13 protein-coding genes are annotated in these 13941 nt (G+C 70.0%); 5 read left to right on the top strand and 8 right to left on the bottom strand.

Translation table 11 applies throughout. The features are described from left to right. Positions 1-571: NAD-dependent epimerase/dehydratase family protein (locus tag A5744_RS10835; protein ID WP_139331309.1), on the top strand; the 571-nt coding region annotated here is incomplete at its 5' end. Here the strand turns inward: A5744_RS10835 and A5744_RS10840 are convergent. Continuing rightward, positions 568-2127: a hypothetical protein gene (locus tag A5744_RS10840; protein ID WP_240563020.1), complete on the bottom strand. Its 1560-nt coding sequence runs from the start codon at positions 2125-2127 to the stop codon at positions 568-570. The two genes, A5744_RS10835 and A5744_RS10840, sit on opposite strands and share 4 nt — an antisense overlap. A 447-nt stretch (positions 2128-2574) precedes the next feature. Here A5744_RS10840 and A5744_RS24645 point away from each other — a divergent pair, with 447 nt between their 5' ends. The 4 genes from A5744_RS24645 (at position 2575) to A5744_RS10860 (ending at position 7703) form a co-directional block, all read left to right on the top strand. Further along, the gene (locus A5744_RS24645; protein ID WP_076060840.1) at positions 2575-4260 is read left to right on the top strand and encodes a hypothetical protein; all 1686 of its coding nucleotides are present in this window, start codon (positions 2575-2577) and stop codon (positions 4258-4260) included. A 148-nt stretch (positions 4261-4408) separates the two neighbouring features. Then, entirely contained in the window at positions 4409-6337 is a 1929-nt protein-coding gene (locus A5744_RS10850; protein ID WP_205866302.1) for a hypothetical protein, read from the top strand. A 50-nt stretch (positions 6338-6387) separates the two neighbouring features. Beyond that, the gene (locus A5744_RS10855; RefSeq protein WP_076060843.1) at positions 6388-7041 is read left to right on the top strand and encodes a glycosyltransferase family 2 protein; all 654 of its coding nucleotides are present in this window, start codon (positions 6388-6390) and stop codon (positions 7039-7041) included. After that, positions 7038-7703, top strand: coding sequence for a DUF2064 domain-containing protein (locus A5744_RS10860; RefSeq protein ID WP_076060845.1), 666 nt, complete (start codon positions 7038-7040; stop codon positions 7701-7703). The genes A5744_RS10855 and A5744_RS10860 overlap by 4 nt, the downstream gene beginning before the upstream one ends. Positions 7704-7774: 71 nt before the next feature. Here A5744_RS10860 and A5744_RS10865 read toward each other — a convergent pair whose 3' ends face one another. From A5744_RS10865 to A5744_RS10895, 7 genes are all read right to left on the bottom strand, one after another. Next, positions 7775-9022, bottom strand: coding sequence for an APC family permease (locus tag A5744_RS10865; protein ID WP_076060847.1), 1248 nt, complete (start codon positions 9020-9022; stop codon positions 7775-7777). Between the two features lie 6 nt (positions 9023-9028). Further along, positions 9029-10381 carry a hypothetical protein gene (locus tag A5744_RS10870; RefSeq protein ID WP_076060848.1) on the bottom strand — a complete coding sequence of 451 codons (1353 nt, stop codon included), beginning with the start codon at positions 10379-10381 and terminating at the stop codon, positions 9029-9031. An 11-nt stretch (positions 10382-10392) separates the two neighbouring features. After that, entirely contained in the window at positions 10393-11484 is a 1092-nt protein-coding gene (menE, locus tag A5744_RS10875) for an o-succinylbenzoate--CoA ligase (protein WP_276206965.1), read from the bottom strand. 59 nt (positions 11485-11543) lie between these two features. Then, entirely contained in the window at positions 11544-11846 is a 303-nt protein-coding gene (locus A5744_RS10880; protein WP_076060850.1) for a DUF3349 domain-containing protein, read from the bottom strand. Positions 11847-11898: 52 nt separating this feature from the next. Beyond that, positions 11899-12204: a hypothetical protein gene (locus A5744_RS10885; protein ID WP_076060851.1), complete on the bottom strand. Its 306-nt coding sequence runs from the start codon at positions 12202-12204 to the stop codon at positions 11899-11901. Continuing rightward, the gene (locus A5744_RS10890) at positions 12201-13433 is read right to left on the bottom strand and encodes an inorganic phosphate transporter (RefSeq protein WP_076060853.1); all 1233 of its coding nucleotides are present in this window, start codon (positions 13431-13433) and stop codon (positions 12201-12203) included. The genes A5744_RS10885 and A5744_RS10890 overlap by 4 nt, the downstream gene beginning before the upstream one ends. Before the next feature lie 93 nt (positions 13434-13526). Beyond that, entirely contained in the window at positions 13527-13937 is a 411-nt protein-coding gene (locus tag A5744_RS10895; RefSeq protein WP_076060854.1) for a VOC family protein, read from the bottom strand. Positions 13938-13941 lie beyond the last annotated feature (4 nt).

Consider the following 13941-nt stretch of genomic DNA (forward strand, 5'->3'; position numbering starts at 1 on the left):
CGGGCGCGTCGGCGGCATCCACGCCCGCGCCCACCATCGCGGCCTGGTGGCAGACCAGGTCGACACCGCGCAGGAGCATTACGCGCTGGCGTGGTCGGAGTCGACGGGCGGCTCGGTCGTGGCATTGCGCTACCACAACGTCTACGGTCCGGGCATGCCGCGCGACACCCCCTACTCCGGCGTGGCCGCGATCTTTCGTTCATCGCTGGAAAAGGGTGAGCCGCCAAGGGTTTTCGAGGACGGCGGCCAGATGCGCGACTTCGTCCACGTCGACGACGTGGCCGCCGCCAACGTGTCGGCAGCGTCGGTTTCGGCCGGCGGCTCCGGCTTCACCGCGGTGAATGTCTGCTCGGGACAGCCGATTTCGATCCTGGAGGTCGCCACGGCACTGTGCGATGCGCGCAGGGATTCCGGTGGCGCGGTCAACCCGGTGATCACCGGGCAGTACCGCAGCGGCGACGTGCGCCACATCGTCGCGGATCCCACCCGGGCCGCCGAGGTGCTGGGATTCCGTGCGGCCGTCCACCCTCGCGACGGGCTGCGCGAATTCGCGTTCGCCCCGCTGCGCTAGCGGCCGGCCGGCGGCCGGAAGATCTTGGGTTTCGGGACGGGGATCTGGCGGGTGCCGGAGTCGTCGCCGCGGAAGATCCGGGGCGCCTCGGACCCGCCGCCGACCCGCACACGCGTCGTCGGTGCGGCCGACGGCGGCGGCGCGGCGGTCGGGATGCGGGTGGTCGCCGCGGCCGGAATGCGGGTGGTCCCCGCCTCCTGCTGAGGGCCCGGCTGAGCCCCCGCACCACGCGTGTGCGCGGCGCGGGGCTTCTTGCGTCGCAGCCGCCGGCCGGTGAGCTGACCCGTGACGATCGCGGCGGCCAGTATGCACAGGGCCAGCCCGCACAGCGCCACGTCGAAGGTGCTGGTGATCTGCTGGGCGAGATTGTTTCCGTAGACCGGGTTTTGCGCGGCGGAGTTCGGAATTTCCTCGAACCGCGGAGCCAGCACGACGCCGACCACCACACGCGAAATGCTCAGCGTGGCAACGAGTCCGCACAGCGACGAGATCAGCCGCGCGGACACTGCGTCGTTGGCCAGGTTGACGCGCAGCCAGATCGCGAGGGCGGCGGTGCCCAGATCGAATCCCGCCAGCACGATGCTGTCGTATCGCGAGTACGGGTAGTTCAGCGCCACCCCGACGAATAGGTCGGTAAACCGCATCGCCATGGATCCCACGCACCAGACGACGATCAGCAGCAAGCCATTTCGGGCGGCCGCGCGCCAAACGTTTTCCTGGGTCGTCGAGCGGTTGCGGTCGCCGAACAGCGCCCGGGGCGCGAAGATGGCCGCGGCCGCCGCCCACGCCAGATAGCCCTCGAACCCGACCCCGGCCGTCGACGTGTTCTGCGCGATGCCATGGAAAGCGTCGATGTCACGGCCGGCGGGAAGGCTCCACACACCCAGCCCAGCGACGAGCGTCGACGCGCCAAGCGCGACGGTGGCCAGCCGGGAAGCCTTGGTGCTGCGAAGAAGCCAACGCGACGCGAGGAGCACGGCGACCAATGCCACCACGCCGTACACCACCGCCGTCGCGATGACCGAGATGTTCTGCTTGCCGAAGCCGCCCGATCCGCCGGTCACGGCGTACTTGATCCGCCAGTAGAGGTTGAACGCAAAACTCAGCACCGCCAGCACCACGGACGCGTAACCGATGATCCGGGCGGAGCGCTGCCACCCGGCGAACTTCTCGTCGTCCGCTCCGGCACCCGTGATCGCCGGTTGCGCGCAAAGCAGCGAGCCGGCGATGCCGAACCATGCGCCCGGTCCCACGCCGCCGGGCACGGTCACGGTGCCACCGAAGCGGACGGTCTCGACCGCATCGAAGGCGACGAAGCCGAGCACCAGCAGCAGGTAGGGGACGTTGAGCCAGAGACGAATCCGGTTGGCCGCCGCGGCGTTGTATTGCGGGCTGGACGACCGCCAGGCACCGGCCGCGGCAAGCGAGATCAGGGACAGCAACGTCACCGCGAACAGCACCGCGAACAGGATCCGGCTGCTGCCGGGGATCGCCAGGCCCGAGTACAGATTCCACGGCAGAACCAGCGCGATGACCAGCAACGCGGCGGCGATCAGGTCGCTGACGACGTTTCGGCGCCGCTTCGGCCGCTGCGCCGCGCGCGGAGCCTGACTGGGTGGGTCGACGGCGGTTAGTCGCTGCGTCTGCTCGTGAATCGGGCCGGTGGGCGCGTCGTCGCTGCTCTGGCTCACTGTTCCCCCCGGGTATCGAGGACGGTTGCTGGCGGCGCCGCTTCGGTTGGGTGGCGCGGGAACCACCTGCCCGGCCGACTGCGTTGCTTACTTGGAAACATAATCCCCGTTCGGACGACGCGGCAGTGGCTGCGATGAGAACGTGCGATTCCGCGGATGTTGTTCCGCGGAGACGGTCCCGCGGTCTGGGAACGGTTACGCTGCGCTCGTAGGCGGACGCTGTCGCCCGAATGACTGTTACTGCCGACGTATCGCAGTGTAGTGACGCAGGGACATGCTGGTTGCGGGGTGGCCAGCCGAAGGAGAGTGGGGATGGACGTCGTTTTGGGGGTCGCGGTCACGGGCCCCATTGCCCACTTGGCGCTTGTCGGGCAGGGCGCGCAGGGTGCCGACGTGATCGACCAATCCGAAGTCGAGCTGGCTGACAACCCGGTCGGAACGCTGACCGAGACCGTGGTCGGCACGAATCGGCTGTTGGCTGACCAGAACCATCGGCTGACTGCCACGCGGCTTTGCTGGACCGACCACCCCCAAGCTGACCGGCTGCGGCAGGCGCTGGAAGATTCCGGCGTCAACAACGTCGCGGTGCTGTCCGAATCGCAGGCGGTCGCCGCGCTGATGCGCGCGGCGGGGCGGTCCGGTCCCGCGCTGGTGGTCGGCGACGACGCGGCGACCCTACTGGGCCCTGCGGTGGGGGACGAGAACGCGCCCCCTACCCTGCTGGCCAGCGCACCGCTGGCGGGCGACTCGGGCGATCAAGCCACGGGCACACTCGACACGTTGATGGCCAGGCTGGGCGACCAGCCGAACGCCGCGGGCGACCTCTACCTCGTGGGCGCGTCGTCCGACCTCAACACCGTCGCGAACCAGATTCGCGAGGCGTCGACCATGCGGGTGCAGATCCCCGACGACCCCACCTTCGCGCTGGCCCGCGGCGCGGCGTTGGCCGCCGTGCCGGGGGCGCAGTTGGCGGCCGGAGACGCGACCGCGATGGCGTCCGCGGCCGGGCTCACGGGAGACGAGACGGCCTACTCGCCCGTGACCGGGCGCACCGGAGACGAGACCGCCTTCGCGCCCGCGGCCGAACCGGCCGCCGAGGATCAACAGCTGGCGTATTCGATGGCCGAAGAGGGCGAGCCCCTCGGGGCCGATGAGTTCGACGATGAGTACGGCGAGTTCGACGGCGACGACGCCGAGACCGGGCCGTTGCCCTTGAGCAGGCGGTCGGTCCTGCTCGGCAATGCGGTCATCGCGTTCGCGGTCGTTGGATTCGCGTCGCTCGCGGTCGCGGTGGCGGTCGCCGTCCGGCCGACCGCGAGCGCGCAGCCGGTGGTCGGGCACCAGAACGCCGCCCCGGGCAAGTTCATGCCACTGCTTCCGACGCAACAGCAGGCGCCGGTTCCGCCGCCCCCGCCCGGTCAGCCCAACGCCGGGTTCCAGGGCGGTGTTGTTCCGGACTCCAACGGCTACATTCCCCCGCAGTTGATGTCGGGTGGGGCGCCGGCTGCCCCGGTCAACCCCGCCCCGGGCGTTCCCGGTTTCGTGCCGAACCCGAATCCGTATGTGCCGATCCCGATCCCGATCATCGTTCCGTACCCGCCGTTGGGGCCGACTACGACGACGACCACGACGACGCTGACGACGACCACCACGACGACCACGTCGCTGGGTCCATCGACCACGACCACCACGACGCCGACGACGACTACGACGGAGCCAACGACCACCACGACGCAGCCGACCACGACTACGACGCAGCCGACCACGACTACGACGGAGCCGACGACGACGAAGCAGCAGCAGGTGGTGACGACGACACCGCCGACCTCGACGGTGCAGCAGACAGTTCCGACTCAGACGATTCCGACTCAGACGATTCCGACTCAGACGATTCCGAAGCAGCCGGTCACCCCGCAGCAGCCGGTGACTCCGCAGCAGCCGGTGACCCCGCAGCAGCCGGTGACCCCAAAGGCGCCCATTTTGACCCCGCACCACTGATCGCGTCGTAGCGCTCGAGCGGTTTGCTGACCCGGCCGCTGGGACCGGCAAAAATTTTTGCCCAAATGACTGTTATTGCGGGCGATAACGCAGTGTAATGATCCCTGGGCATGCTGGTTGCGAGTTAGCCAGCCTAAGGAGCGCCGGGATGGACGTCGTCTTGGGAGTCGCGGTCGCAGGTCCCGTCGCACGTATGGCGCTCGTCGGGTCAGGCGCACCAGGATCTGGCGTGCTCGACCAATCCGTGTTCGACATCGCCGACCAGCCGATCGATACCCTGACCCGGGCCGTGGTCGGAACGGATCGGCTGCTGGCCGACGAGGACCATCGCCTGGTCGCGACCCGGCTGTGCTGGCCGGACGCCCCGAAGGCCGACGATCTCCGCCGCGCGCTCGAAGACTCCGGTGTCCACGATGTTGCCGTGCTGTCGGAGTCGGAGGCGGTGACGGCGTTGATGCGTGCGGCCGGGCGGGCCGGCGGTGTGCTCGTCGTCGACGACGACACGGCGACGCTGTCGCTGGTGGGTGCGGACGGCGATGGTCAAGCGCCGACGATGCTGGCCAGGCAGCCCCTTGGGCGCGGTGACGCCACCACCGCGTTGAACACGATGATGGCCACCCTCGACGGCCAGCCGGGGGTCCCGCAGGACGTCTACCTCGTCGGCGCGTCGTCGAACCTCATCGGGGTCGCCGACCAGCTTCGCGACGCCTCAACCGTGCGAGTGGAGATTCCCGAAGACCCCACGTTCGCACTAGCCCGCGGCGCGGCGCTGGCAGCCGGGTTGACGCCCACGATCACGGCGGCAGCGGCGACCTCGATCGCTCCCGTGACCGCGGTCGGCGGAGACTCGACCGCGATCGCCCCCACGTCCGGGCTGACGGATTCGGGTGCGGAGGAACCACAGCTCGCGTACTCGGAGACCGACGATGCCGAACCATTCGCGGACGACGTTGACGAGTACGACGACTTTGATGACGACCCCGCCGCCACCGTTCGGATACCGCTGAGCGGACGGTCGGTGCTGCTCGGCAATGCGGTCATCGCGTTCGCCGTCATCGGATTCGCGTCGCTGGCCGTCGCGGTGGCGGTTGCCGTTCGGCCGACCGCGAGTGCGGCGCCGCTGGTGGGGATCCAGAATGCCGCCCCCGGGAAGTTCATGCCACTGTTGCCGACGCAGCAGCAGGCGCCGGTTCCACCGCCCCCGCCCAATCAGCCCAACGCGGGTTTCCAGGGTGGCGTCGTTCCGGACTCCAAGGGCTACATTCCGCCGCAGTTGGTGTCGCGCGGTGGCGGCACTCCCGCGCGGGTAGTCCAGGTCAACCCGGCCCCGGTTGCTCCGGTCAACCCGGTGCCGGAAGCGCCGGTCAACCCGGCCCCGGCAGCACCGGGCCTTCCGGGTTTTGTGCCCAACCCGAACCCGCTTGTGCCGATCCCGATCATCATTCCGTTGCCGGTGCAACAGGCACCGCCAAACTTGCCGCCCGTAGTCCCGCAGCCGCCCGTGGTGGTGCCCCAGCCCCCCGTGGTACCACCGCCGGTAGTGGTGCCGCTGCCGCCGGTAGCGCCGCAGCAGCCGGTGGTGCCGCAGCAGCCGGTGGTGCCGCAGCAGCCTGTGGTCCCGAAACCGGTGGTGCCCCAGCAGCCGGTGGTGCCGCAGCAGCCGGTGGTGCCGCAGCAGCCGGTGGTGCCGCAGCAGCCGGTGGTGCCCCAGCAGCCGGTGGTCCCGAAACCGGTGGTGCCCCAGCAGCCGGTGGTGCCGCAACAACCTGTGGTGCCCCAGCAGCCGGTGGTCCCGAAACCGGTTGTGCCGCAGCAACCTGTGGTGCCGCAACAACCTGTGGTGCCGCAGCAACCACTCGTCCCGCAGCAGCCGGTGGTCCCGAAACCGGTTGTGCCGCAACAGCCATTGGTCCCGCAGCAGCCTGTGGTCCCACAGCAACCTGTGGTGCCGCAGCAGCCATTGGTCCCGCAACAGCCAGTGGTCCCAAAGCCGGTGGTCCCGCAGCAGCCATTGGTCCCGCAGCAGCCATTGGTCCCCCAGCAGCCGCTGGTCCCGCAGCAGCCACGCCACTACTAAGGGCCCGCCACGGCATCCCGAACCCCGTCGTCGGGCTATTGTCGGCAGCCATGCCCGACGTGGTGACGGTGGTCCTGCCCTGCCTCAACGAGGAGGAGTCGCTGCCGGAGGTGCTGGCGGCGATCCCCGCCGGTTATCGGGCGCTGGTGGTCGACAACAACAGCACCGATGCCACCGCCGCGGTCGCGGGCCGCCACGGCGCTGAGGTGGTCGCCGAGCCGCGGCCCGGCTACGGCTCCGCGGTGCACGCCGGCGTCGTCGCGGCCACGACGCCGATCGTCGCGGTCATCGACGCCGACGGCTCCATGGATCCCGGCGAGTTGCCGCGACTCGTCGCCGCGCTCGAGGACGGTGCCGACCTGGTGATCGGCCGGCGCCGACCCGTTCCGGGGTTGCACTGGCCGTGGGTCGCCCGGATCGGCACGGTCGTGATGAGCTGGCGGCTGCGCACTCGCCACGGCCTCCCGGTGCACGACATCGCGCCGATGCGCGTCGCGCGGCGGGAGGCGCTGCTTGGTCTGGGAGTTGCCGACCGGCGGTCGGGGTACCCGCTCGAACTGCTGGTGCGAGCCGCGGCCGCCGGCTGGCGTGTGGTGGAGCTCGACGTCAGCTATGGCCCCCGGACGGGCGGCAAGTCGAAGGTCAGCGGTTCGCTGCGGGGCAGCATCACCGCGATCGTGGACTTCTGGAAGGTGATTTCATGAGTGGCTTGCCGGTGACCCTGCTGGTGGTCGCCAAGGCGCCGGAGCCCGGCCGGGCCAAGACCCGGCTCGCCGCGACGGTCGGCGAGGGGGTCGCGGCCGACATCGCCGCCGCCGCGCTCCTGGACACGCTGGACGCGGTGGCGGCCGCCCGGGTGGCGGCGCGGGTGGTGGCGCTCACCGGCGATTTGGACGCCGCCGCCGGCGCCGAGGACATCCGGCAACGGCTCGCGTCGTTCACTGTGATCGAGCAGCGTGGTGACGGCTTCGCCGACCGGCTCGCCAACGCACACGCCGACGCGGGCGTCGAGGGATATCCGGTGCTGCAGATCGGCATGGACACCCCGCAGGTGACCGCCGAGGTGTTGACCGGCTGCGCGCGGCGGCTGGTCGAGTCGCCCGCCGTGCTCGGACCGGCGCGCGACGGCGGATGGTGGGTGCTGGGCGTGCGCACGCCGGCGATGGCCGAATGCCTGCGCGACGTCCCGATGTCTCAACCCGACACCGGGGAGCTCACAGCGAAAGCGTTGCAGGACAACGGTATTGACGTCACCGTAGTGCAACGGCTGGCCGACTTCGATGTCGCCGCCGACATCGCCGCGGTCCGCGATGCCTGCGGGCCGGCCAGTCGGTTCGCCCGCGTCACGCGCGCAGCCGGACTCTGACCGCCCGGGTGTGCGTCCTGGGCGGTCAGTGTGCGTCCAGGGCGCCATCAAGGCACACGCGGCAAGCGAATTCAGGCCCGCAACCGCAACGCCACTAACCGCCCGACGATCCCGACGGCGAATACGGTCAGCCCCGAAATCACCGCCTGCCACGGCAAGGTGGCGACCAGCAGCAGGCAACCCGTCACGCCGCAGACGTTCAGGAAGCGGCGGCGGCGCCTGTCGGCGGGCAGCGTGTAGGCGGAGGCGTTGGCGATCGCGTAGTAGATCAATACCCCGAACGACGAGAAGCCGATCACCCCGCGTAGATCGACGGTGGCCACCAGGATGCAGACGATGACGCCGAGTGCGACCTCGGCGTGGTGCGGCACCCGGTAGCGGGGGTGAACGGCCGCCAGCCACGCGGGCAGATCGTGATGACGGCCCATCGCGAGCACGGTGCGGCCGAGCCCGGCGATCAGCGCGAGCAACGCGCCCAGGCTGGCCAGCGCGGCGCCGACGGTGATCACCGGCACCAGCGCCGGGATCCCGGCGGCCCGGACGGCCTCCGCCAGCGGAGCGGCGGCATGTGCGAGGCGGTCGGGTCCCGCGGCGAGCAGGGCCGCCACGCCGACCACGAAATAGATCGCTACCGCGATGGCCAGGGCGAGCGTTATTGCGCGGGGGATGGTGCGGGCCGGGTCGCGAACCTCCTCGCCCATCGTCGCGATCCGCGCGTAACCCGCGAAGGCGAAAAACAGAAACCCCGCCGACTGCAGAACACCGTAGACCGTGCCGGTCGGCCAGTGCATCAACTGCGACGGTGCGGGCCTGGTCACCCCGATCCCGATGACCACCGCGGCGAGCGCAATCACCGTGCAGGCCAACAGTATTCGGGCCAGCAGCGCGGTCTTGGTGACGCCCCGGTAGTTCAGCGCGATCAACAGGACCACTGCTCCCACCCCGATGATTCGCTGCGCCCAGGCCGGCCCCGGAATCGCGTAGCTGGCGACCGTGAGAGCCATCGCCGCGCACGAGGCGGTCTTGCCGATCACGAATCCCCAACCGGCGATGAAGCCCCACCACGGGCCGAGGCGTTCACGCCCGTAGATATATGTCCCGCCCGACGTTGGATAGACCGCGGCCAGTTGCGCTGACGCGGTGGCGTTGCAGTACGCGATGGCGGCGGCCACCGCCAGCCCGATCAGCAGGCCCGCGCCGGCCGCCCGCGCGGCCGGGCCGAACGCCGCGAATACACCGGCGCCGATCATCGAGCCCAGCCCGATCACCACCGCGTCGATCGTGCCGAGCTGACGGGCCAGCCGCGGCTGTTCTTCCATAGTCGCCTACCAGTTCGTGAAGATCACGGAGTTGATCACCAGGGCGCCGGCAGCGTTGAGCGCCAACCACATTCGGTGTGAGCGTACCGGCAGCAGCGCGGGCGCCGCGGTGAGCCAGACGGTGAATGGCAGCCAGATCCGCTCGACCTCGGCCTTGCTCAGCATGCTCAGGTCGGCGACGACGATGGCCGCCAGCATCGCCAGCAGCACCAGGTGAAAACCGGAGCGGCCGCGGATCGCGGCCCGGTCGAACAGCCGGGCGATCCCCGCGACGCTGCCCAGCCCGATCGCGCACACCACGCTCGCCAGGTTGGCCCAGCTCCAGTACGCGAACGGCCGGTCCTTGGCCACTCCCTGCCAATAGCGTTGCTGCACAAGGGTATAGCCGTCGAACCAGTAGAATCCCGCCACGGCGAAGGTCACCGCCACCGCCAGCGCGGCCAAAAACGCCGGGCCGAGCGCCCGCAGGACCGCTCGCCAGCCAGGCGCCGACACCAACACCGCCAACGCCGCAATGCCCATCAGCGCCAGGCCGTAGTTGACGAACACCCCCCACCCGAGCAGCAGGCCCGCGGCGGCGGCAACCAGCGCGGGAAACCGAACCGGCCGGTGCACCGCCACCGCCAGCAGCGCGATGCCCCACGCCGCGACTCCCGCGAAGTAGGCATCGGCGGAGACCGCCACCCAGATTGCCGTCGGCGCCACCGCGACGAACGGTGCGGCCCGTCGCGCGGTCCGCTCGTCGGCCAGCGCGCGAACGCCGATCAGCACGGCCGCCGCCGCGCTGGACCCGGCGAGCAGGCACAGCAGGCCGGCCCAGGCCCCGCCGTGCAGGCCGATCCGGTCCAGCCACACGAAGGTCAACAGCGCACCCGGCGGATGCCCCGAGACGTGGGTGATCCACGAGTTCGGCTGGAAGTCGAGGATCCGGCTGGAGAAGGTGCGCACCGCCGCTGGAATATCGGTGATGCTTCCCACCTGCGACAGGTACTCGTCGCGGGTGGTCAGCCGGCCGGCGAAGCCGCGTTGCCAGCCGTCGATCATCGCCAGCGCAAACGCCCACCCGCACGCGGTTGCCCAGCTGACCAGCACTAGGGCGCGCCACGAAAGACGTTGCGCCACAGCCGGTCCCCATAACACGGCGGCAACGGCGATGAGAATGGCCAGGCCGGTTCCCCAGCCGACATGGGCGTCCCAATAGCCGAAGATCGGCGCGGCGCCCGCCCGCATGGCAAAATGCTCCAGCCCGGTATCCGAACGGGGTTTGACGCCCCAGTTCAACCGCGGTAGCACGAACGCCGCCGCCAGCAGGACGACAGCGAAGGCGACGGCCAGCCACTCCCGGCGAGCAATCCTCACGATCGCCCAGCCTATTGATCGCCCGCGTTGGCGAACTGGCGCACCAACGCCGCCCTATCCACCTTGCCTATCCCACGACGCGGCAGCGCCGCGACGATGTGCAGCTCGCGCGGCGCGGCGGTGGCGTCGAGCGCGCGCGACACGTGCGCGCGCAGCTCGTCCAGCGTCGGGGGCGCGCAACCGTCGCTCACCACGACCGCGGCGACCACGCGCTGGCCCAACGTCGGGTCGGCCAGCCCGAAGACCGCGCAGTCGCTGACGGCCGGATGGGTGCATAGCGCCGCCTCCACCGGTTGCGGCAGCACGGTCAACCCGCCGGTGCTGATCGCGTCGTCGGCCCGGCCGAGCACGGTCAGCACGCCCGCGTCGTCGATGGCGCCGACGTCGTCGGTTCGAAACCAGCCCGGCTCGGCGAACGGATCGGGATCGACCGGGTTGCGATAGCCCTTGGCGAGCGTCGAGCCGCCGATCACGATGCGCCCGTCGGTCACCCGCAGCCGGACCCCGTCCAGCGGGACGCCGTCATAGACGCAGCCGCCGGCGGTCTCGCTCATCCCGTACGTGCGCACCACCGCGATCCCGGCCTCGGCCGCGGCCTCGAGAACCGGCCGCGGAGCCGGCCCTCCGCCGATCAGCACGGCGTCCAGGTTGGCCAGCGCCGCCGTCGCCGCCGCATCGGTCAGGGCCTTGGCCAGCTGCGCGGCCACCAGCGACGTGTACCGCCGGCCGGCGCCCAATCGCCTTACGGCGCCGGGCAATTGGGTGACGTCGAAGCCGGCGGAAACATCCAGCTCGACGGGCGTGGACCCGGCCAGCACGCTGCGTACCAACACCTGTACGCCGGCGATGTGATGGGGCGGCAACGCCAGCAGCCAGCTCCCCGGGCCGCCGAGCCGGTCGTGGGTCGCCGATGCGCTGGCGACCAAGGCGGCCGCGGTCAGCAAGGCTCCCTTGGGCGCGCCGGTGGTTCCCGACGTCGTCGCCACCAGGGCGACGTCGTCGTCTATGGCGTCGCCCACGCGCAACGCGTGCAGCTCGGAATCGCCCTCACCCGCCGGGGCCACGACCAGAGCCGGATCACCGCCATCCAGCACCCCGGCCAGCGCGGGCAGCAGCTCCTTGGTGGCGGAGCCCGGCGCGACGCGCAGCGCCCGCAGAACGGCTATGCGTGGGCCCCGCCGTCGTGTTCTCCATCGAGCGGCCAACCCTTGGCGGCCAACCGGACGCGCACTCGCTCGATGTCGTCCTCGGACGGCAGTTCGTCGGTGAGCTTGCTGATCGCCACACCGATGTCGATCTTGTCGAATTCGCCGCGCGCCATCAGGTCACCGGCCACGGCTTTGACTTCGTCGTTGGTCAGCCGCCGGGATAGCAGCGCGAGCACCGCGAAGGTGTCGGTCGCCGGAACGCCCTCCGGATATCCCGCGCGCAACCACGAGACAACGGAACTCAGGAATCGGTTCACTTGCTATCTCTCCGGGCGAGGGATCGGCAGGTCGGTGGACAACGATTCAATGCTACTTGTGCGGCGGCTTTGCTCCCAGGAAGGGCTGGCCGATCTGGTGCGCGATGAAGTCGCGGGAGATGTACAGCAGAGCGAAGGCAATCACCGCAATCACCACCGCGTAGATCACCCACGCGATCGCCAGCAGCATCGGATTCTTGTGTGGCGCGGTGCCGTCGGTGGTGACCTGCCCGGCCCCGACGGCGTGCAACCGCAGCCCGAGGGCGAACAGTCCCGGCAGCGCGGCGCCGGCCAGCATGGCGAAGACCAGGATCTTCAGGGACGCCTGGTAGTTGAACCAATCGCTGAAGTGGCTCATGAGGGGTTCCCGGCGCTCACGGTGTCCTGCGAGCCGGTGCCGGCCGCGCCCGACCTCGGGCCGGTATCGGACGGCGGTTTTTCGTCCGACCCCTCGAGGCCGGCGGTGAGGCTGCCCTCCCATTCGGCGTTGACGTTCTTGTGGTCGACCTTGACCCTGCGCGACCGCAGGTAGATCGCCGTAGAGGTGGCGATCAGCAGGCCGAAGCCGATGATCGCGCCGGGGAATCCCCCGATGAGGTGCACGATCCAATAGGTGATCGCCCCGACCAGCCCGGCTAACGGAAGGGTCACCAGCCATGCGACCGCCATCCGCCCGGCCACGCCCCAGCGCACCTCGCCGCCGGGCTTGCCCAGCCCGCTGCCCAGCACCGAACCGGTGCAGACCTGCGTCGTCGACAGCGCGTAGCCGAAGTGGGTGGACAGCAGAATGACTGCGGCCGAGGAAGATTCGGCGGCCATGCCCTGCGGCGACTTGATCTCGACGAGTCCCTTGCCCAGGGTGCGGATGATCCGCCAGCCGCCCAGGTAGGTACCCGCCGCCATCGCCAGGGCGCAACAGACGATGACCCAAAGGGGCGGCGCCGCGTCGGTCTTGCTGACCGCGCCGTAGGACATCAGCGCCAGGAAGATGATGCCCATCGTCTTCTGCGCGTCGCCGGTGCCGTGCGCCAGGGAGACCAGCGACGCCGAGCCCCACTGGCCGTACCGGAAGCCGGCCTCGGTGCGGTTGGTCGCAATGCCGCGGGTGATCCGGTAGACCAGCCAGGTCGCAATTGCGCCGACAACGATGGCCAGGATCGCGGCGACGACGGCCGGGATCAGCACCTTGGACACCAGGCCCTTCCAGATCACGCCGTGCGCGCCGACGGCGGCGATCGTCGCGCCGACGATGCCGCCGATCAGCGCGTGCGAGGAGCTGGAGGGGATGCCGAGCAGCCAGGTCAGCAGGTTCCAGACGATGCCGCCGACCAGGCCGGCGAACACCAATTGCAGCGTCACGATGTGGCCGTCGATCAGACCCTTGGCGATCGTGGCCGCAACCGCGGTGGACATGAACGCGCCCACCAGGTTGAGGACAGCGGACAGCGCGACGGCGGCCTTGGGCGCCAGGGCGCCGCTGGCGATGGAGGTCGCCATCGCGTTGCCCGTGTCATGGAAGCCGTTGGTGAAATCGAAAGCGAGTGCCGTGATTACGACGATGATGAGGAGGAACAAATCGATGTTCACAGCGCCTGATTCTGGTAGTTGGGGGATTAAATTGTCGAACGCTGAGATGGCGGAAACGCAGGTGTACCTCGACTCGTCGTTGAATATTAGCGCTTAGTTAACCTTACGTTCCCCACCCCCGCCGCGCGTGTCCCGGCGCAGCGGGTGCTCGGGCGGGACCTCGACGAAAATCAGCGTGATTCCGTCCGGATCGGTCACGTGCATCTCGCGCAGGCCCCAGGGTTCCTGCCGTGCCTCGCGGGCGATCGCCACCCCGCGGCCCTCCAGCTCGGCCTGTGTCGCCGCGACGTCGCGGACCTGCAGCCACAGCGCGCCGGGAAAGGGGCCCCGCGAGTGGTCGGGGCTGCCGTAGCCCGCCAGCTCCAGCAGCGATTGGCCGGCGAAAAACACTGTGCCCGCACCGTAATCGCGGGCGATGGCCAGGCCGATCTTGTCGCGGTAGAAGCTCAACGATTGCTGATAGTCCGCCGGCCGGAGCAGCATCCGGCTGCCCAGGATCTCCATAGCG

It is taken from the genome of Mycobacterium sp. IS-1264 (genome assembly GCF_001954195.1).
Taxonomy (GTDB): domain Bacteria; phylum Actinomycetota; class Actinomycetes; order Mycobacteriales; family Mycobacteriaceae; genus Mycobacterium.

Bases quoted from the DNA above. Each gene is read 5' to 3' on its own strand.
- A5744_RS10885 (WP_076060851.1), bottom strand. From the start codon at position 12,204: ATGAGCCACTTCAGCGATTGGTTCAACTACCAGGCGTCCCTGAAGATC.
- A5744_RS10860 (WP_076060845.1), top strand. From the start codon at position 7,038: ATGAGTGGCTTGCCGGTGACCCTGCTGGTGGTCGCCAAGGCGCCGGAG.
- A5744_RS10855 (WP_076060843.1), top strand. From the start codon at position 6,388: ATGCCCGACGTGGTGACGGTGGTCCTGCCCTGCCTCAACGAGGAGGAG.
- A5744_RS10850 (WP_205866302.1), top strand. From the start codon at position 4,409: ATGGACGTCGTCTTGGGAGTCGCGGTCGCAGGTCCCGTCGCACGTATG.
- A5744_RS10865 (WP_076060847.1), bottom strand. From the start codon at position 9,022: ATGGAAGAACAGCCGCGGCTGGCCCGTCAGCTCGGCACGATCGACGCG.
- A5744_RS10895 (WP_076060854.1), bottom strand. From the start codon at position 13,937: ATGGAGATCCTGGGCAGCCGGATGCTGCTCCGGCCGGCGGACTATCAG.
- A5744_RS24645 (WP_076060840.1), top strand. From the start codon at position 2,575: ATGGACGTCGTTTTGGGGGTCGCGGTCACGGGCCCCATTGCCCACTTG.